Origin of the sequence: Mesorhizobium sp. Root157 (assembly GCF_001427385.1) — a bacterium.
Taxonomy (GTDB): Bacteria; Pseudomonadota; Alphaproteobacteria; order Rhizobiales; family Rhizobiaceae; genus Mesorhizobium.
On sequence record NZ_LMGJ01000001.1, the window covers coordinates 18,105 to 36,628 of the forward strand.

Annotated in this window: 14 protein-coding genes and 2 pseudogenes; 4 read left to right on the forward strand and 12 right to left on the reverse strand. The window is 62.4% G+C overall.

Annotation, left to right across the window (positions count from 1 at the left end; all coding sequences use genetic code 11):
- Nucleotides 1-98 precede the first annotated feature (98 nt).
- The 4 genes from ASD64_RS00100 to ASD64_RS00115 form a co-directional block, all read right to left on the reverse strand.
- The gene (locus ASD64_RS00100; protein WP_056098848.1) at nt 99-1,004 is read right to left on the reverse strand and encodes a LysR family transcriptional regulator; all 906 of its coding nucleotides are present in this window, start codon (nt 1,002-1,004) and stop codon (nt 99-101) included.
- Between the two features lie 169 nt (nt 1,005-1,173).
- A complete protein-coding gene (locus tag ASD64_RS00105; RefSeq protein ID WP_056098851.1) occupies nt 1,174-2,247 on the reverse strand; it encodes an ABC transporter ATP-binding protein in 1,074 nt (357 codons plus the stop codon).
- A gap of 2 nt (nt 2,248-2,249) precedes the next feature.
- The gene (locus ASD64_RS00110; RefSeq protein ID WP_056098852.1) at nt 2,250-4,490 is read right to left on the reverse strand and encodes an ABC transporter permease; all 2,241 of its coding nucleotides are present in this window, start codon (nt 4,488-4,490) and stop codon (nt 2,250-2,252) included.
- Nucleotides 4,491-4,493: 3 nt separating this feature from the next.
- Nucleotides 4,494-5,519 carry an ABC transporter substrate-binding protein gene (locus ASD64_RS00115; protein ID WP_056098856.1) on the reverse strand — a complete coding sequence of 342 codons (1,026 nt, stop codon included), beginning with the start codon at nt 5,517-5,519 and terminating at the stop codon, nt 4,494-4,496.
- 250 nt (nt 5,520-5,769) lie between these two features.
- On the opposite strand from ASD64_RS00115, the gene ASD64_RS00120 reads away from it, so the two are divergent.
- Nucleotides 5,770-6,789, forward strand: a complete 1,020-nt coding sequence (locus ASD64_RS00120) for a substrate-binding domain-containing protein (protein WP_056098858.1) — start codon at nt 5,770-5,772, stop codon at nt 6,787-6,789.
- Here ASD64_RS00120 and ASD64_RS00125 read toward each other — a convergent pair.
- The 4 genes and pseudogenes from ASD64_RS00125 to ASD64_RS21520 all read right to left on the reverse strand — a co-directional run bounded on the left by ASD64_RS00125 (nt 6,747) and on the right by ASD64_RS21520 (nt 11,295).
- Entirely contained in the window at nt 6,747-8,477 is a 1,731-nt protein-coding gene (locus ASD64_RS00125; protein WP_056098862.1) for a metallophosphoesterase family protein, read from the reverse strand. The genes ASD64_RS00120 and ASD64_RS00125 overlap by 43 nt on opposite strands.
- A 146-nt stretch (nt 8,478-8,623) precedes the next feature.
- On the reverse strand, nt 8,624-9,454 hold the full coding sequence (locus ASD64_RS00130) for an inositol monophosphatase family protein (RefSeq protein ID WP_056098863.1): 831 nt from the start codon (nt 9,452-9,454) through the stop codon (nt 8,624-8,626).
- 202 nt (nt 9,455-9,656) lie between these two features.
- A pseudogene (locus tag ASD64_RS00135) lies at nt 9,657-10,853 on the reverse strand (DUF2254 domain-containing protein).
- A gap of 175 nt (nt 10,854-11,028) precedes the next feature.
- Nucleotides 11,029-11,295 carry a hypothetical protein gene (locus ASD64_RS21520; RefSeq protein WP_156459939.1) on the reverse strand — a complete coding sequence of 89 codons (267 nt, stop codon included), beginning with the start codon at nt 11,293-11,295 and terminating at the stop codon, nt 11,029-11,031.
- Here ASD64_RS21520 and ASD64_RS00140 point away from each other — a divergent pair.
- Both ASD64_RS00140 and nhaA read left to right on the forward strand, forming a co-directional pair.
- Nucleotides 11,182-12,126, forward strand: coding sequence for a PAS domain-containing protein (locus tag ASD64_RS00140; protein WP_244480685.1), 945 nt, complete (start codon nt 11,182-11,184; stop codon nt 12,124-12,126). The two genes, ASD64_RS21520 and ASD64_RS00140, sit on opposite strands and share 114 nt — an antisense overlap.
- A 304-nt stretch (nt 12,127-12,430) precedes the next feature.
- Complete coding sequence (gene nhaA, locus ASD64_RS00145; RefSeq protein ID WP_056098870.1) at nt 12,431-13,642, forward strand: Na+/H+ antiporter NhaA; 1,212 nt, start codon at nt 12,431-12,433, stop codon at nt 13,640-13,642.
- Nucleotides 13,643-13,888: 246 nt separating this feature from the next.
- Here the strand turns inward: nhaA and guaA are convergent, their stop codons facing one another.
- The 3 genes and pseudogenes from guaA to ASD64_RS00160 form a co-directional block, all read right to left on the reverse strand.
- Nucleotides 13,889-15,451, reverse strand: coding sequence for a glutamine-hydrolyzing GMP synthase (gene guaA, locus ASD64_RS00150; RefSeq protein WP_056098874.1), 1,563 nt, complete (start codon nt 15,449-15,451; stop codon nt 13,889-13,891).
- Between the two features lie 59 nt (nt 15,452-15,510).
- Nucleotides 15,511-16,145, reverse strand: a pseudogene (locus ASD64_RS00155) (5'-methylthioadenosine/S-adenosylhomocysteine nucleosidase).
- Between the two features lie 2 nt (nt 16,146-16,147).
- Nucleotides 16,148-16,606, reverse strand: coding sequence for a PaaI family thioesterase (locus tag ASD64_RS00160; RefSeq protein ID WP_056098877.1), 459 nt, complete (start codon nt 16,604-16,606; stop codon nt 16,148-16,150).
- 173 nt (nt 16,607-16,779) lie between these two features.
- On the opposite strand from ASD64_RS00160, the gene ASD64_RS00165 reads away from it, so the two are divergent.
- Entirely contained in the window at nt 16,780-17,547 is a 768-nt protein-coding gene (locus ASD64_RS00165) for a class II aldolase and adducin N-terminal domain-containing protein (protein WP_056100092.1), read from the forward strand.
- 18 nt (nt 17,548-17,565) lie between these two features.
- Here the strand turns inward: ASD64_RS00165 and ASD64_RS00170 are convergent, their stop codons facing one another.
- Nucleotides 17,566-18,198 (reverse strand): HAD family hydrolase, encoded by a 633-nt coding sequence (locus ASD64_RS00170; RefSeq protein ID WP_056098880.1) that lies wholly within the window; start codon nt 18,196-18,198, stop codon nt 17,566-17,568.
- Between the last annotated feature and the right edge of the window lie 326 nt (nt 18,199-18,524).

The window sequence follows — 18,524 nt, forward strand, 5'->3', positions numbered from 1 at the left end:
CAAAAGCAGAGAAATCTACAGGGATCAATACGCGTGTTTCGTCGGTCGATAGAAAAAACCTATCAACACAGGGTGAAAACTTCTAACTATCAGGAAAATTAAGGCTTATTCTTCGCCTTGAAATCTCTTGCCAGCGCGATCGCTTCGTCGAGCAGCGCCGAAACGAGCGGCGTATTGGGCTCGCGGGGGGCGACGACCATGCCGACGGAGTGCCCCGCATCGGGGCCAACGATCGGAATCGCCCGGATTGGTTCGGAAAAACCGAGGGTCTCGGCAAGGGTCAAGGGCATGATCGACGACCATTTGCCGGTGCGGATATGGGAAAACAGCAAGATCATCGAGTTCGACTCAAGCGTCGGGCGCACTTCGCCGCCGGCTTCGGCCAGATGCTGGTCGATGATTCGCCGGTTCTGCATGTCGGGTGTCAGCAGGCAAAGCGGCAAACGGCTGATCTCCGCCCAACTCACCGACGGCCTGTCGGAGTAGGGATTTCCAGCGGCAGTGATCAACTGGTAGCGCTCGCTGTAGAGCGGCACGCTGGTGACACGCCCCAGCGGTTCGTTGTCGAGATAGGTGATGCCGGCATCGACTTCGAAATTGCCGAGCAGCGACAGGATCTCGATCGAGGTCCGCGACAGGATGGAGAAGGTGACGCCGGGATGCTTTTCGCGAAACGGCGTGGTGAGCTTGGGCATCATGGCAAGCGCGGTCGGGATCGCGGCGATGCGGATGCGGCCCGAAAGGCCATGGCGCGCGGCGCGCATTTCCTCATGCATGCTGCGCGCGTCGCCCACGATGCGGCGCGCCCATACCAGAACCTGATCGCCTTCCGGCGTCAGGCCCTGGAAGCGCGACCCGCGCTTGACCAGCATGACGCCCAGTTGATCCTCGAGTTGCTTGATCGCCGCCGACAGCGTCGGCTGGGTCACGCCGGACATTTCGGCCGCCCGACCGAAATGCTCCTCCCGGGCGAGCGCGATGAAGAACTCCAGCTTGTCGATCATGGGACCTCGATTGGCAGCGACGGATAGGGTGGCGCATAAGGTGAGAAAAACGCGCCTGCCGCAAGAGCGTGCACGCGGCTCCTACACGCGCAAGACTGGCTGGCCCACTTCATCGGACTTTCGTATCGACGCAAGTTTCAGCCAGCGTCCTATAGCAGGAACAGGAGATTCAATCGACCAGCACGGGCCCGCCGGCAGGAAATTGCAATCCGATGGATTGCCCGGATGCGTGTACCGTATCGACTTCGGGAGAAACCACGAAGATGGCGCCCGAGGGCGTGTCGACCATGTATTCCATATGGCTGCCGACATAGGTGGCCTTGCGCACCGTGGCCGGCAGGCTGTTCTTTGCCCCGGCCGGGGAAATCATGATGCGGTTGGGCCGAACCGCCAGCTTGGCGGGGCCGCCGGCATGGCCTCTTGCCGGCGTCGTGATCGTGACAGGCCCGATGCTGACCTTTGCCCTGCCGTCAGCGACCGAAACCACATTGCACGACAGGATATTTGCCTCGCCGATGAAGTCGGCGACGAAGGCGCTGGCGGGTGCATCGTACAGTTCGCGCGGGCTGCCGTCCTGCGCGATCACCGCCTTGTTCATGACGATGATGCGGTCGGACACGGCCAGCGCTTCTTCCTGGTCGTGGGTGACATAGACGACGGTCAGGCCGAGCTTGGTCTGGATATCGCGGATTTCCTCCCGAACCTGGCGGCGAAGCTTGGCGTCGAGATTGGAAAGCGGCTCGTCGAACAAAAGTACCTGCGGCTCGAGCACCAGGGCGCGGGCGACGGCGACGCGCTGCTGCTGGCCTCCCGACAGTTCACTGGGCAGACGCTCCTCGAAGCCGGACAGGCCGACAAGTTCCAGACCGGCGCGCGCACGCGCCGCCGCCTCGCTCTTGCCGTGGCCGGAAAACTTGAGGCCGTAGCCGACATTCTCCATCACCGTCATGTGCGGGAAAAGCGCATAGGACTGGAACACCATCGACACATCCCGCTCGGTGGCGGGAAGCCGGGTAACGTCGGCGCCGCCGATCAGGACGCGGCCGCTGCTGGGCATTTCGAGGCCGGCGATCATGCGCAGCGTCGTCGTCTTGCCGCAGCCGGAGGGGCCGAGCAGCGTCACCAGCTTGCCCGCTTCGATGGAGAACGAGACGTCGTTGACGGCCGGCGAGGAAACGCCGGGATAGATCTTGACGACATGCTCGAACGTCACCGAGGCGGCATTGCCGCGAATATCCGTCATGCTCAACCAGCTCCTGCAATTGCGGTCTGACCGCCGGGCGCACCGGATGCACGGCGGCCGATCCTGCGGCTGCCGACGATGAGCTGCATCAGCCCGATCACCGCCAGCATCACGACGATCAGCACGGTCGAATAGGCGATGGCGACGCCGTACTCGTTGTTTTCGACGCGTCCGACGATGTAGCTCGTCGCCATGTCGTAGCGGCCGCTGACCAGAAAGATGATGGCGCTGATCGCCGTCATGGCGCGCACGAAGGAGTAGACGAGTGCGGCCACGATAGCCGGCCTGAGCAACGGCAATATGATACGCCGGAACGTCTGCCAGGAACTGGCCCCGAGTGTCAGGGAGCTTTCATCGAGACTGCGATCGATCTGCGACATGGAAGCAATGCCGGCACGCACGCCGACAGGCATGTTCCGGAAAATGAAGGACAGGACAAGGATGATCCCGGTGCCGGTCAACTCGATCGGCGGCACGTTGAAGGCGATGACGTAGGAGACGCCGATCACGGTGCCGGGTATGGCGAAGGACAGCATGGTGCCGAACTCGAAGGCGTTCTTGCCGGCGAAATTCTGCCTGGCGAGCAGATAGGCGGTCAGCAGCCCTACCGCCGCCGTCAGCGGCGCGGAAACCAGCGCGATGATGATCGTCGTCCAGAACGAGCCCCAGGCCGAGCCGCGCCAATGCACGCCGAACTCGTTCCATGCCACGTCGAACGCCTGATGGTAGTGCCTCAGGGTCAAGGATTGATCGACACCCCACAGCGTCACGAAGCTTGCGTAGACGATGGTGGCGTAGACGATGACGGTGAGCGCCACCCACAGCCCGACGACGCCGTAGAGCATATATTGCAGGGCCGCCGGCAGGCGCGCATGCACGCCGGAATCCCCCTTGCCGGACATGGTGGTGTAGGAACGCCGCCCCAGCCAGGAACGCTGGGCGTAGAATGCGGCCAGCGTGAAGAACAACAGGACGATGGCGAGGATGGCCGCCAGCGCCGGGTCGTTCTGCGCGCCGACGATGGCAAAGAATATTTCCGTCGACAGGACATCGAAATTGCCGCCCAGCACCAGCGGGTTGCCGAAATCGGCCATGCTCTCGATGAAGCCGAGCAGGAAGGCGTTGGCAAGGCCCGGCCGCATCAATGGCAGCGTCACCGTGACGAATGTCTGCCACCGTCCGGCGCGCAAGGTTTGGGCCGCCTCTTCCATCGATGGACTGACGCCCTCGACCACGCCGATCAGCACGAGAAAGGCGACGGGCGTGAAGGCGAGGGTCTGGGCAATAAGAAGGCCCGGCAGGCCGTAGACCCAGCGTGTCGGCTGAATTCCGAACGCGTTTGCGGCAATCTGGTTGAAGGCGCCCGACAGGCCGAACAACAGGATCACCGCCAGGCCGATGACGAAGGCCGGCGTGATGATCGGCAGCACGGTCAGTGCCCGCAACACGCGCCTGAAGCGAAAGCCGGTGCGGGTGGCGACGAGCGCAAAGGCGAGTCCGAGCAAGGTCGTGGCAATGCCGACCACGACGGCAAGGAACAACGAATTCCAGGCAACACCGCAGCGGCTCCCGCCCGCAAGGCAATCGAGCGACCACAGCTTGGCGCTGGCAAATTTGCCGAGGAAGGCGCTGAGCGAATAGACGCCGTCGGGGGTCAACAGCGCGTTGGCCAGCATCTGCAGGATCGGCATGAAGACGAACAAGGCAACGATGGCGACGACGAAACCGATGGACCCGACCACGAAGACGTCGCCGCCGACCGCGCCGCGTGCCGCCAGCCCCAGCGTGAACAGGAACAGGAAGGCGCACGCCGTCAGCAAGGCTCCGTAGCCCATGCCGAACTGGCGGTCGTCCAGTTCGCCGAAAAGAGCCGTCAGCCAGTCAAAGCGCCAGCCGCGCAGGCCGATGCCGAAACCCTGGAAAAGCACCCAAGCCAGACCGGCGGCACCGACGACGATCAGCAATTTTCCGAAGAAGGGATCGCTCTTGTGCCGCCCCCACGCAAGCAGGGGCAAAAGCAGCAGAATGACGAGCGGCGACAGCCACAGCTTCAGGCCCTGGGCAACGAGGAAGAGCGCAGGCGCCACATCCTCATTGAGCGGATAGCCCTCGCCCAGCCAGAAAAACGAGAAGAAATTGCCGTCCACCCCATACCAGGGCAACACGGCATAGCCGATCCACCCGACCGCCAGCCACAGGCCAACTGTCGGGTGCAAACCGGAGGCGCCTCCTTCAGCGCGCATCGGTTATTGCGGCAAGGAGGCCACGTCGTCGTCCCATTTCTTCAGAAGCCGCTTGCGCTCCTCGCTGGAGCCATACTTCTTGAAGTCGTAGGCGATGAGCTTGATCGTGGACAGGTCGGGTGCTGCCTTCGACTGCGTTGCGGCCTTGTTGGAAGGAAGCTGGAACGATTTCACTTCCTGCGCCTTCGATTGCACGTCGGCGCGCAATGCCCAATCGTAGAACTTCTTCGCCTCGTCGAGGTGGCGGGCGCCCTTGATGATCGACATGGAACCGATCTCGTAGCCGGTGCCCTCGCATGGCGCGACGGTGACGACAGGGAATCCGGCCACGGTCTGTGCGACCGAGTCATGCATGAAGACGATGCCGATGGTGGTTTCGCCAAGGCCTGCCGCCTTGATCGGCGCCGACCCCGACTTGGTGTACTGGTTGACGTTCTTGTGGAGGGCCTTCATGTATTCGAAGCCCTTTTCCTCGCCCATCAACTGAACCATTGTCGCCAGCATCGTGTAGGCGGTGCCGGACGAATTGGGATTGGCGATCTGAATCTGGCCCTTGTATTCCGGCTTGGTCAGGTCGGCCCAGCATTTCGGCTCGGGCAGGCCGTTCTTGGCAAGCAGATCCTTGTTGTAGCCGAAGCCCAGGGCTCCGGAATAGACACCGACGGTGCGGTGGGCACCGGTCTCTGCCTGCTTGATTGCCCAGTCGTGCAACTCGCTCATCAGCGGCGAAGTGTATTCTTCGGTCAGGCCTTCTTCCGCGGCCTGCAGATGCGGGTCGCCGGTGCCCGCCCACCAGATGTCGCCCTTCGGATTGGAGGCCTCCGCCTTGAGCTGGGCGTAAATCTCACCGGCGCTCTTGCGGGTCATGTCGACGGTGATGCCGGTCTCTTCCTCGAAGCCCCGCGCCATCTGTTGGCACCAGGTTTCATCGGCGCCGCAGTACAAGGTCAGGCTGGCGGCGTCAGCTCCAACACTGCCCGCGGCCAGAAGTGTTCCAGCAGCAGCCGAAATAAGCCATGAACGTATCATCCCGAATTCCTCCCGAAAGTTTCGTCGTCTAATGAGTTCATCCGTTGCGACCTCGATCAGATTGGTAGGTTTTTTGAAACTTTGCAATCGTGTTCAACGCATCGCCGGCATATTTGCCCTTGCTGAACTGCTAAAGGGACAGGTCCGACATTGCGAACAGCCGTGCGGGCTTGTATCTAGAAAATTCATGGGCAGCGGCACGGCGTATTGCACAAGGTTGCAACACGCCCGCTCCCGCCGAGGTGGAAGAATGCGTGAAGCAAGAGCGGCAAGGTCGTTTGTCAGCGCGCAGCAGGTCGCTGAGCTGGCCGGCGTCTCGCGCTCGGCGGTATCGCGAACCTTCACCGATGGCGCAAGCGTTTCAGCCGCAACGCGGCAGAAAGTGCGGAGCGCTGCGGACACTCTCGGCTACCATGTCAACCACCTCGCGCGCAGCCTGATCAACGAGGACAGCGGCATCGTCTGCCTCATCGGCGCCGAGATCAACACACCCTACCAGGCGCGCATGCTCGACGCGCTGACACGCCGTCTGCAAGCGATCAATCGGGTCGGCATGGTGATCAACACCTCCGGCGACCGCGACAGCGTCGAACTTGCCTTGCGCCAGACGCTCAACTATCGCGCCGGCGCCACGGTCGTCCTTTCGGGCTCGCCCCCCGCGAGCCTGATCGATACCTGTGTGAACAGCGGCCAGCGCGTCATTCTCATCAATCGCGACGACCATCTCGACGGCCCGAAGAACGTCACGCTCGATAATGTCGGTGCGGCGCGCGAGGCATTCCTGATGCTGCGGCGCGCGGGCTGCGAGCGGCTTGCCGTCGTCTCGTCACTGGCAGGCACGCCGAGCCTCGTCGCTCGGGCGCAAGGCTTCCAGGCGGCGGCGGCCGAAGCCGGGCTGCAGGTCAGGGTCACCGCAACGGGGCCGACCTCATATGCGTCCGGCTTTGAGGCAGGGCGCCTTTTGCTGAGCGGGTCGGAGCGGCCGCAGGCAGCGTTTTGCGTGACCGACCTGCTTGCGTGCGGCTTCATGGACGCGGCACGCTTCGAGTTCGGTCTCTCGGTGCCGCAGGAAATCTGCGTGATCGGCTTCGACGACATCGAGCAGGCCGGGTGGGTATCCTATAATTTGACCACTTTCCGCCAGCCGATCGACCAGATCGCCGACCACATCATGCGCTTGCTGGCCGAGCCAGAGGAGAATGATGTCGAAGGCGAAGCGGCGTGTTTTCAGGCCGTCCCGGTGTGGCGCCGTTCGGTACGGCCGAAGTAGGCCGCATCGTGCGCTTCGATCGCACCGTTTCGGAGATCGATGCTGAAATCCAGTGAAGGCGGCGCATCCATGTAGTTCATCATCATGCGCGTGAAGAGGGCCAGGCGCGCCTGCAGGCTGCCTTTCGGCCATGCATGCGCGGCGAACTGGACCGCCAGCCGCCGGTAGGCTTCCAACCGCTCGGGGCTGACGAAATCGAGCGCCAAGTGCCGCCCGTTGCGCAGCCGATACCAGTCGACCGTCATGTCGAGCAGGCTGAGGCGACGCCAATCTGCACCTGTCGTGGTTTCACCCGGCTGGAACCTGTCTGCATCGACCGCTTCCGACGCCGCCGCAAGGCGTTCAAGGTCGCCAAGGGTGAGCCGCGAAACGAGCCGCCGCAGGTCGGCAGGCCATTCGCGCGGCAAATAGCGGTGCTTGACCAGTTCGGCGAGATGGCGGCTGAGAAAATCGGCGTGGCTCACAGCATCGAGCAGACCGGAATGCGGCGCGCCCGAATGCTCGAGTTCGGTGCGGTAGCCCTCGAAGGCTAGATCGAAACCAGGCACCTCGTACATGCGCATCGTCTCGATATGCATGTGGTTATCGGCCATGGAGACGATCTTGTAGGCGGGTGGAAACCCGACCATCGACGGCACCGCGACATTGACCAGAAAGGCGCTGCCTTGCTGCCAGACAGCAGTGTCGTTGACGTGCAGATGGCCGCTGAAATGAACCTTGATACCGGTTGCGGCGCCGGCCCTGGCGATGGCCGGACCGGGGGTGCGCCTGGCAAAGCTCGTCTTGCCGAAAAGCTCCATCTCGTCTGCGAGCGTGCCGTTGAGCGGATCGAGCAGCGGATAGTGTGAGAACGCGATCAACTGCTTGCCGCCGGCTTCCGCGCGGCGGGCAACGTCCTTCATCCAGTCGAGGATGAAGGGCTTGTCGCGCAACATCGAATTCCAGCCGGCATCGGTGCTGTCGATATAGCTTTTCTCGGCCACGGGATCGAGATCGCCGTTCCTGGGCTCGAACACATTGGCATCGATCGACAGCAGCCAGAGGTCCGTGACCGGTTCGACCAGATAGGAGGCATCGATCATCCTTCGCGCGGTTCCGCCATCCGCCGAGCGGATATCGAAACAGCGTTGCTCCAGCGCGCCGTCGCGCCCGAACGGCGTCTCCCAATACAGGAACTCTCCCCGGGGGAAAAAACCAAGGCCGGCCATCGCCTGCATGGCGCAAGCATAGCCGCCGCAATACATCTGCGGGCTCACGATTTTTTCCACCGACGAACCGCCTGGCATGGATGCGTCGCTGGTGACCAGCGTATGGCCGCCATCGCCGTTGAGGAAGCGCTTGCCATGGTGGCGGCCGTGGATGGCATAGACGTCGTGATTGCCCAGAGTAGCGAAGAAACGCAGGCCGAAACGGCGCGAATAGTCCTCAAGCAACGCGACCGCCGCACTCATGGTCGATTGCTGGCCGTCATCGGTCAGGTCGCCGGCAATGATGACGATTTCGATGCCCCTTGCCACGATGTCGTCGAGCAGGCGCGGCAGGCCGGCAAAACTCTCGTTGAAAACCCGCGTCGATTCAGCCGTATCGGCGAGCGTCCTCAGCGCTGCTCCCGCTTGACGGCCGACACCTTGCCGATAATTCACATCGTGAAAATGCGGATCGGCGATGATTGCCACGCGCGCCGTCATGTCACTGCTACAGCAGCCGGTCCGAAGCCTCGTTGTCGGCCATGCTGGCGTCGGAACGGCCTATCATGGAGATCCACTGGCGTGCACAATCGGGCTGAACAGCGGGCGTTCGTAACGCAAGGCATGTTGTTCTGCCGGGGTTTCCATCACGCGCCAACGGTATCGAGGCGAAGGCCGGTTGCTTCGGCCATTCCGGCCGCGATGCCGGGCGCGGCTGCAATGACCGGTCCGCCATGGCGCAGACCGTCCTGGCTGAGATAGGGACCTACGATGCCGCCCGCCTCCTGTACCATCAAAAGCCCAGCCATACAGTCCCAGGGATGCATATGGAGTTCGGCATAGGCGTCGGATCGGCCATCGGCGACATAGGCGAGGCCGAGCGCGCCCGATGCGCCGCGCCGGACATTGGCACCGTGGCCGAGAATGGATGTCAAAGCCGCCACATAGCTGTCGTTCGATTGACGATTCGACCAACCGAACTCGACGCAGGCCCTGTCGAATTCACAGGTCGGCGCGACATGGATCGGCACGCCGTTGCGTGTCGCGCCACGCCCACGCCGGGCGAAATGCAGTTCATCGAGGCTGGGGTTGTATATTGCTCCTATCTCGATGGCTTCACCGCTGACGAAAGCCACTGAGATGCAATAATGCGGAATGCCGCGCGCGAAATTGGCCGTGCCGTCGATCGGATCGACGACCCATATGTCGTGCGCTGCGACACCCCCGGTTTCTTCGCCAAGGAAGCCGTCCTGAGGGAACGCCTCTGCAACCGCCGCCTTGATATATCGCTCCACCGCGGCGTCGGTTTCGGTCAGGAAATCCTGCGGGCCTTTCATCCTGTAGCCGCTGGCGCCAATGCTGACGAACCCCTTGAGGGCAATCTCCCCGGCGGATCGCACGATCTGGCGGCAGAACGATTCACGCCGGTCAAGGTCATTCGGCACGGCAACCTCCGCAACCCTGGGATTCAGTTCCATATGTCATCGCCCCCGGAGCGTTTCATGGCCATCAGTCAATGCCACATTGCACGCGTGTGCAACATCGTCAACGTCGAAATTTCCACCGATGGTCCGCACTTGGCGGCAAGGAAGAACCCCACGGCCTGCCGCACTGGACCTACCTGTCATCACCGCTACAAGATACGCGCAGCAGCCTCTTCAGCCCGGTCCACATCGATCCTCAAGCCTGAGGCGTTGCGAACGCGATCCAGTGCGATGGCGGAGTGTTTGCGGGCGCTTTTCCTGAACCGGGGGTCGTCCAGCCGCGACAGGGCGCCAGCGCTTTCTGCAACCGGACCTGAACTTCCGCCACGCCGGCACCGTCGCGCGCGACCGGCAGGAAGAAGTCGTCGAACAGTTCGTCCACATGGACCGGCGGCACGTGAACACGGGGACAGCGCGGCTCTTTTCCAGCCACGGGCTCCCCCCATATCGACAGGGCGCGGACGGCACGCCCGATGACATCGATCGCCGTGCCGGGATCGTTGACGGCGCTGGACAAGGCTCGCTGCGCGATTTCTGACAGCACGATGAGCCCGAACCTGGGGTCCTGGTCGAAGCTGCGTTCAGACGCGATCGAGAACGCATCCGTCACGGCGTCAAGCAAATTTTCGCCTGCGCCGGTGACGATCGCCAGCGGACGTTTTGTGTCGATAAACGCGCCGGGAAGCGCCAGCACGTAGACATTGGCTTCATGCTTTTCGGTCACCCTTTGGAGCGCAGCCGTATCGATGTGGGCCACATAGCCGATCTCGGACGCATGGATCTCCAAACCATCCGTGGGCACGTCGTCGCGATCATGGAGCGGCTGTCCGCCAAGGAACGGCTCGGCGTTCCGTTCCGTCATGGCCCTGATGGCCGCGTCCTCCACGCGCTTGGTCGTTTCGCCCACGCGCCCCAGCTCCATCAGGTAGTCGATTCAGCGCAGCAGCGTGACGACGATCAGGACCACGACGAACAACGTGACGAAAAACGGCACGATGCGGCCGCGCTCGCCATAGGCTCCCATGGCCAAAGTGATGATCGCAACGAGGCTAAAAAGAAACGAGCCGACAAACGCCGCCAGCACATTCTGTGTGATTGAATCCTCCATGATGAGCCGGGTCGCCCGCGGCGTCACATTGCTGGTGGCGGCGCCGTAGGCGGTGATCATCGTCGACAGCGAGAAGGTGGTCACCGCCAGCATGGATGAAGCGATGCTCGACAAGATATTGTCAACGGATTCGGAGCCGATGCCGGTGGACAGGTCTTCGGGCAGATAGGGCGCGACGACGAAGGCCAGCAGCGCCGCTACGACCGCCAGCAAGGAGATCAGTGTGGCGCGCACCCACAGCTTTCGCGTCAGCAGCCGCAAGCGCCAAATGGTCTTGGAGGTCATGGGTTCTCGTAAGGTTGGAAATCGACAGGAACCGGGACAACGCCGAACTCGCCATCCGGTTTCCGAGAAGTATCTGCAATCTGTTCAACGACAGGACGAATGCGCATGGATCAGGAAGCACGGCGGGGGATCGAGCGCTTGTGCCGGGCTAACGTCTTGATCCAAGCCAGGTGCATTAGGCTTTCACTGTTGCAGCCATCGCCTTGCTTGGCCTCTGCAACTGTGCTTTTTGCAGCACAGCAGCAGGAGAGAGTATATTCTGGCAACGGACGTTGATGACGGGTTGAACGGCAGTTTCGGCAAGATCGCCGACGATGTCCCGCAGATTCTGTGGAGCGTCGACAGCGATGGGCGGCATGACTACGTCAATCGTCAGCTGCGGGAGTTTGTCGGCGAAAGAATAGACACGGTCGACGCCGAGACCTGGACGACGCTGGTGCATCCCGACGACCGGGAGCGGGTCGAACGCAAGCGAATAGAGAGCCTGTCTTCCAACGAGCCTTACGAGCTTGAGTATCGCCTTTGGCATCACAGCGGCGAGTATCGCTGGCTGCACCTTGGGGCGACGCCGAAGCTGGATGAGAACGGGCGCGTGCTGCGTTGGTACGGAACGTCTCGCGATATCCATCTTGAAAAACTCATGAACCTGGAGCGCGAACTCGTTGCCCACGAACTCGATCACCGCATCAAGAACATTTTTGCCCTGGTGAATGGCCTGGTCGGGCTTTCCGCCCGGGAATCGCCTGAACTGCTACCGCTGGTGAACATCTTGAGAAAACGGCTCGAAGCTTTGCACGACGCGCATCGCTACATGCGCATCAGCGGCACCCAGCCGGGCACCACTGTAAATGGCGGCCTGAAGGGATTGATCGAAGCGCTACTTCGCCCCTATTGCGGTATTGATGGTGCCTTGGCTGCCAAGCTGGATGGTGAGGATATGGCCATCGATACCGGCCAGGTTACGTCCTTTGCCTTGCTGATCCACGAATTGGCCACCAACTCGCTCAAATATGGCGCGCTGGCTGCAACCGACGGCCGACTGTCGATCCATATTTCCCACGGGGCGCAGGTTTTGCGATTGCGCTGGGCGGAAGCCGCAGCGTCTATCCCGCCCTTGTGTTCATCGAGCGGCTATGGATCGACGCTTCTCAGGCTCACCGTGGAAAAGCAGTTGGCCGGCAAGATATCCCGGCGGCAAGGCCAGGGATATCTCTGCTATGTCTTGACGCTCCCCAGATTGGGCGGAGGAGTTAAGGGGGCATGTGCCACGTGAGGGCGACCGCAAGACACAGCTAAAGCGCCCCTTGCTGCCATCTTTTCACCTTCAACGTCGGGAAGGCCTCGGAAGTTCCCTGACCATGATGTCCCGCACGGTGCAACTGCTTCAACAGTTGAGGACTTGATGCGACGAGAGGTGGCAGCTTCCCGCAAGTAACGCACGAAGCAGAGATTTCGCGCCGGCCAGGCATTGACTCGGCCCATTCCCTTCCTAGCTCTGACCCCAGGCGTGTGCTGCGTGCGCTCGGGCTTGCCCGAATACGGAGAACGAGAGTCCCCGTTTCCGAAGGAGCGCAGCCTTGTCGCCTACCAATATCCATTCGCCCCATAACCGCCGTCCGTTCTCGATGCTGCGAGAGTTCCTCGACAGTTCCGCCTCGGGCGGGTTGGTGCTGATGGGGGCGGCAGCACTAGCGCTGGCCGTCGCCAATTCGCCGCTGGCGCCCGCCTATTTCGGCGCGCTGTCCAGCTATCTCGGTCCGCTCAGCATGTCGCACTGGATCAACGATGCGCTGATGGCGCTGTTCTTCCTGCTCGTCGGGCTGGAGATCAAGCGCGAGATGCTGGACGGCCAGCTTTCAAGCTGGAACAGGCGCATTCTTCCGGGCGTCGCCGCCCTTGGCGGCATGGTCGCGCCGGCGCTGATCTATCTGGCGTTCAATGCGGGCGATCCCGCGACCATGCGCGGCTGGGCCATTCCGGCCGCCACCGACATCGCATTCGCCCTCGGCGTACTGTCGCTTCTGGGCAAGCGCGTTCCCACCTCGCTGAAGGTGTTTCTTGCCGCCCTCGCAATCATCGACGACCTCGGCGCGGTCATCATCATCGCGCTGTTCTATAGCGGCGCACTCGATGTGCCAGCGCTCGGCGGCGCAGCGCTGGTGCTGACCGGCCTCGTCGTCCTGAACCGCATGGGCGTCACCCGATTGTGGCCCTACCTCATGCTCGGCGCGCTGCTTTGGTATCTTGTGCTGATCTCCGGCGTCCATGCTACCGTTGCTGGCGTCCTGCTGGCGCTTACCATTCCCTTGCGCCCGTCTCCGGCCCGGCCTGACGATATCGAGCATTCGCCGCTCCACAGGCTGGAGCACGCCCTGCACGGCGCGGTGACGTTTCTGGTCATCCCGATCTTCGGGTTCGCCAATGCGGGCGTGTCGTTCTCTGGCCTTTCGCTCGGGGCGCTGACCGATGATCTCACACTTGGCGTGGCGCTGGGGCTTCTTGTCGGCAAACTGGTCGGTGTCTTCGGCAGTGCGTATCTCGTCATCCGTGCCGGCTGGGCCGACATGCCGGCAGGCGCAACCAGGTTTCAGCTTCTTGGCGTTTCGCTCTTGTGCGGTATCGGCTTCACGATGAGCCTGTTTATCGGCCTGCTCGCCTTCGCCGAGCAGCCGCTATTGCAGGGAGAGGTCAAGATCGGCATCCTCGCCGGCTCGCTCGTGGCGGGGTTGCTCGGATACGCCATCCTGCGCGTGGCGCCGCGTGAGACGCCTGCAGCGAACAGGTTGTGAAAATGAGCTGAGTTCGAGCCGCTGGCTTGAACGTCGGCACTTCGCCTTGTGTGTCCAGAAGCTGCCAGTCAGCTCTCGGCCACCGCATCAGCCGGTTAGCGGCGTGCCAATAAAAACGACCATACTGCGTCCTCCAACTCGCACTTGCGCACCATTGTGAGGAGGTAGAGCCGTATTCCCAGACGGATCGTGGGAAGCGTTAGTCGCACTGTGTCGTAGCCACGGCTACGTTCGCATGGGCCTCAATCATTCCCACTCGATGGTGCCGGGAGGCTTGGAGGTGACGTCGTAGACGACACGGTTGATGCCCTTGACCTCGTTGATGATGCGGGTCGCGGCACGGCCGAGGAATTCCATGTCGTAATGGTAGAAGTCCGCCGTCATGCCATCCACAGACGTGACGGCGCGCAGCGCGCAGACGAATTCGTAGGTGCGCCCATCGCCCATGACGCCGACCGTCTGCACCGGCAAGAGCACGGCGAAGGCCTGCCAGATAGCGTCATAGAGGCCGGCCTTGCGGATTTCGTCGAGATAGACCGCATCGGCTTCGCGCAGGATTTCGAGTTTCTCGCGCGTGATGCCGCCCGGGCAACGAATGGCAAGGCCAGGTCCCGGAAACGGGTGACGGCCGATGAAGCTTTCCGGCAAGCCCAGTTCCTTGCCGAGCAGACGAACCTCGTCCTTGAACAGTTCGCGCAGCGGCTCGACCAGTTGCATGTTCATGCGGTCGGGCAAACCGCCGACATTGTGGTGCGACTTGATCGTCACCGACGGTCCGCCGGTGAACGACACGCTTTCAATGACATCCGGATAGAGCGTGCCCTGGGCAAGGAAATCGGCGCCGCCGAGCTTCTTTGCTTCCTCCTCAAAAACTTCGATGAACAGGCGGCCAATGGTCTTGCGCTTCTTCTCCGGGTCGCTCTCGCCTTCGAGCGCCGAGATGAAGCGGTCGGAAGCATCGACCAAGATCAGCGGCAGATTGTAATGCTCGCGGAACATCGCCACCACACCGGCGGCCTCGTTCTTGCGCATCAAGCCATGATCGACGAGGATGCAGGTGAGTTGGTCGCCGACGGCCTCGTGGATGAGCAATGCCGCGACGGAAGAATCGACGCCGCCCGACAGCGCACAGATGACCTTGCCCTTGCCGACCTGCTTGCGGATCGCCTCGACCGCATGCTCGCGATAGGCCGCCATGGTCCACTCGCCGCTAAGGCCGACGATGTTGTTGACGAAGTTGGCAAGCAGCCTGGCGCCGTCCGGCGTGTGGACGACTTCCGGGTGGAACTGCACCGCATAGAAATGTCGCTTCTCGTCGGCGATAGCCGCGAAGGGTGCGCCGTTCGACGTGCCGACGACCTTGAAGCTGGGGGGGATGGCGGTGACGCGGTCGCCGTGGCTCATCCACACCTGGTGCCTGGTTCCCTTGGCCCAGACACCGTCGAACAGGGCGCAATCGTCCTCGATCTCGATGAAGGCACGGCCGAACTCGCGTTCGTGGCCCGCTTCGACCTTGCCGCCGAGTTGCGCGCACATGGTCTGTTCGCCGTAGCAGATGCCGAGAACCGGAATGCCGGCGGCAAAGATCGCGTCAGGCGCGCGCGGGCTGCCGATATCGACGGTCGAATGCGGACTGCCGGAGAGGATGACGCCCTTGGGCCGGACGCGCTTGAACGTCTCTTCCGCCGACTGGAACGGCGCGATCTCGCAATAAACGCCGGCCTCGCGAACGCGCCGGGCGATGAGTTGCGTCACCTGGCTGCCGAAGTCGATGATGAGGATGGTGTCGGAGTGATTGGTCGTCGTCATGGCGGGCGTTTAAAGAAGAACTTGAGTCGGTGCAATGGGGTAGTCGATCAGACCGGCAGCTATAGGCCCCGGATCGCGCCCGACCGCAGCGCCGCTTCCAGCAAGCCAACGGCAGCGGCGAGCTTTTCATCGATGACGTGAAGATACCCGGTCCAGTCATCGACATGTTTCAATTCGGCCGCACCGTCCGATATCCCGCGAAGGCAATCAGCGGGATATCGAACAACTGGCAGGCCCGCAGGCAGGCATAGGTTTCCATGTCGACCATGTCTTCGGCGATGGCCTCGTAGGCGCGTCCCGACACGATGGCGGCGCCGGTCGACAAGGTTGCCTGCTTCACGCCCGCAATGCGATGCGGCAGGGGCAAGGTGGCGGGCAGGCCGAGGAAAGGCGTCTCGCCCTTTTCAAAGCCCAGCGGCGAAGCATCCATGTCGCGATAGGCGATCGATACGGCCTGGTAGATTTCAGTCTGCTCGAGCGTGCGCGAACCGGCAGAGCCGAGCGAGACGACGAGAGCCGGCAAGGCGCCCGCTGCATTCAGCCGCGCCAGTTCGGCACCGAACCTGACGCCGGCCTCGACCGGACCAACGCCGGTCATGAACGGCACGAAAAGCCTGCGCAACGCCGGGCCGTATTCGGCTTCGAGCGCCATGACGAAAAGAACCCGTTTGCCGGCGACAATTGTCACGGCCATCGTCAGCCGGCAATGCCGTCGCGTCCGGCAACCGTCATCATCGTGCCGGTCATGGTGGCGATCAGCTTGGCCTCGCCATCGGCACCGAAGGCGTAGGCCTGGCCGTCGGCAACGATGATGGTGCGGCCGGGCTTGGTGACCGAGCCACGGAACAGGAAGCGCTCGCCCCGGCCCGGCGCCAGCAGATTGACCTTGAACTCGATGGTCAGCACGCTGGCGTTTTCCGGCATCAGCGAGAATGCGGCATAGCCGCAGGCCGAATCGAGCGCGGTGGAAATGACGCCGGCATGCAGGAAGCCGTGCTGTTGGGTCAGATTGCCTGAAAAAGGCATTTCGATTTCGACGATGCCCGGAGTGACCAGCGTCAGTTCGGCGCCAATGGTGGCCATAGCCTGCTGGCGGGCAAAGGACGCCCTGACACGCTCTTCATAGTCGGGAGCCGGTACGATCTTCGCCGCCATCGTCTTTGTCCTCGCCAGTGCGGAAAATGCTTATTGCAGAGCAGCCGGGCCGGTACAATCGGCATTTCCCGATGAACGTCCATCGGCAACGGTTTTCGGGGCTGGCCCAAGAATTAGCGGTTGTCCCAGCCGCCCCGGCGCGGCATCCTCGGCCAACCACGGAGAATATGTCGATGAGCATCGCCCGCCTGCAGAAGGAAACGCTGAGCAAACTTCCCTTCTACGAGGAGCGGGTCGATCTGGCCTGCGCCTTTCGCTGGACCGCGCGGCTCAACATGCACGAGGCGGTGGCGAACCATTTCTCACTGGCGGTGAACGACGAGGGAAGCCGCTTCCTGATGAATCCCAATCAGGTGCATTTCTCCCGCATCAAGGCGAACGATCTTTTGCTGATCGACGCCAACGACCCCGAAACGCTGAACGGCCCCAACGCACCCGACCCGACGGCGTGGGGGCTGCATGGAGCCATCCACCGCAACGTGGCGCATGCGCGCTGCGTGATGCACGTCCATTCCATTCACGCAACGGTCCTGGCCTCCCTGGCGGATTCGCGCCTGCCACCGATCGACCAGAACTGCGCCACCTTCTTCAACCGGCACGTGGTGGATGAGAACTACGGCGGGCTTGCCTTCGAGGAGGAAGGCGAACGCTGCGCGGTTCTATTGGCGGACCCGAAAAACAAGGTGATGGTGATGGGCAACCACGGCGTGCTGGTGGTCGGCGACAGCGTCGCGGACGCCTTCAACCGCATGTACTATTTCGAGCGCGCCGCCGAAACCTACATCAAGGCGTTGTGGACCGGGCGGCCGTTGCGCGTGTTGTCCGATGAGATCGCCGAAAAGACGGCGCGGGAACTGGACGATTATCCGGGCCAGGCCGAGCGCCATCTGAGCGAACTGAAAGCCATTCTCGACGAAGAAGAACCCGTCTACCGCAACTGAACGCGTCCGCGGGCGCGGTCAAAGACCGAGGGCCGCGCGCAATTCCTGTGGCGAATTGACGACGACCGCGCCGGATGGCCCCGCCATCGGCCGCTCGGGCCAGAAGATCGTTGTCATGCCGGCGGCAAGCCCCGAGTTGACGCCGGTCCAACTGTCGTCGATCGCCACCGCATCGGCGGGGTCTACGCCGGCCAGGAAAGCCGCGCGCAAGAAAGGTTCGGCATGGGGCTTGCCTTCGCGCACGTCGTTGCGGCTCACCGACTTCATGCCCGGATAGGCGAGGCCCACGGCACGCAGATTGGCGTCGACGACGATGCGGTCCGAATTGGACACCACCGCCTGCTCGACGCCGAGCGCCTTCAAGTCGCGGAAAATCTCGATGGCGCCGGGCCTGGGCACCAGTTTCTCGACCAGCGGCAGGTAGTGGCCGTATTTGCGCGCGATCCATTCATCATAAGGAATGCGCAAGCCGAATTCCTCGCTGAGCATTTCGTAGACAACGCTGGCGGCGATGCCGACGACACGTTCGCTTAAATCGGGAGGCGGCACGATGCCGGCCTCCTGCAAGGCTTTTTGCAGCGCCGCCTCGTGCAAGGGCTCGCTATCGACCAGCGTGCCGTCCATGTCCCAGAAAACCGCCTTCGGCGTCATGCAAGGCTTCCTTCGCCCCGAATTTCGTCACGCTTTCATAGACGGTGCGGAGCGAGAGATAAACCTGCAACCGATGCGGGCGACGTGACAGCCTTGCTTACCGTCTCCGGCCGGCTGGATCGTTTCCATCAAGAAGTCCGAGGTCGCGCTGGAGATGCGCAGGCAAGTCCCGGACATCAAGCAACGGCCTGCGTGCCGGCCGGCGCCATCTGAAGCCATCGACAAGCCGCGCCAGAAACCGCTGATGGGAAAAGGACGATATCAGGTACTGGGCCGTACTCATTTCGCTATCTCCTCACATGCGGAAGAATTGATCGACGAGCCTT

Coding starts and splice junctions, on each gene's coding strand:
- ASD64_RS00100 (WP_056098848.1), bottom strand. CDS start 1,004: ATGATCGACAAGCTGGAGTTCTTCATCGCGCTCGCCCGGGAGGAGCAT.
- ASD64_RS00105 (WP_056098851.1), bottom strand. CDS start 2,247: ATGACGGATATTCGCGGCAATGCCGCCTCGGTGACGTTCGAGCATGTC.
- ASD64_RS00110 (WP_056098852.1), bottom strand. CDS start 4,490: ATGCGCGCTGAAGGAGGCGCCTCCGGTTTGCACCCGACAGTTGGCCTG.
- ASD64_RS00115 (WP_056098856.1), bottom strand. CDS start 5,519: ATGATACGTTCATGGCTTATTTCGGCTGCTGCTGGAACACTTCTGGCC.
- ASD64_RS00120 (WP_056098858.1), top strand. CDS start 5,770: ATGCGTGAAGCAAGAGCGGCAAGGTCGTTTGTCAGCGCGCAGCAGGTC.
- ASD64_RS00125 (WP_056098862.1), bottom strand. CDS start 8,477: ATGACGGCGCGCGTGGCAATCATCGCCGATCCGCATTTTCACGATGTG.
- ASD64_RS00130 (WP_056098863.1), bottom strand. CDS start 9,454: ATGGAACTGAATCCCAGGGTTGCGGAGGTTGCCGTGCCGAATGACCTT.
- ASD64_RS21520 (WP_156459939.1), bottom strand. CDS start 11,295: ATGCACCAGCGTCGTCCAGGTCTCGGCGTCGACCGTGTCTATTCTTTC.
- guaA (WP_056098874.1), bottom strand. CDS start 15,451: ATGACGACGACCAATCACTCCGACACCATCCTCATCATCGACTTCGGC.
- ASD64_RS00160 (WP_056098877.1), bottom strand. CDS start 16,606: ATGGCGGCGAAGATCGTACCGGCTCCCGACTATGAAGAGCGTGTCAGG.
- ASD64_RS00165 (WP_056100092.1), top strand. CDS start 16,780: ATGAGCATCGCCCGCCTGCAGAAGGAAACGCTGAGCAAACTTCCCTTC.
- ASD64_RS00170 (WP_056098880.1), bottom strand. CDS start 18,198: ATGACGCCGAAGGCGGTTTTCTGGGACATGGACGGCACGCTGGTCGAT.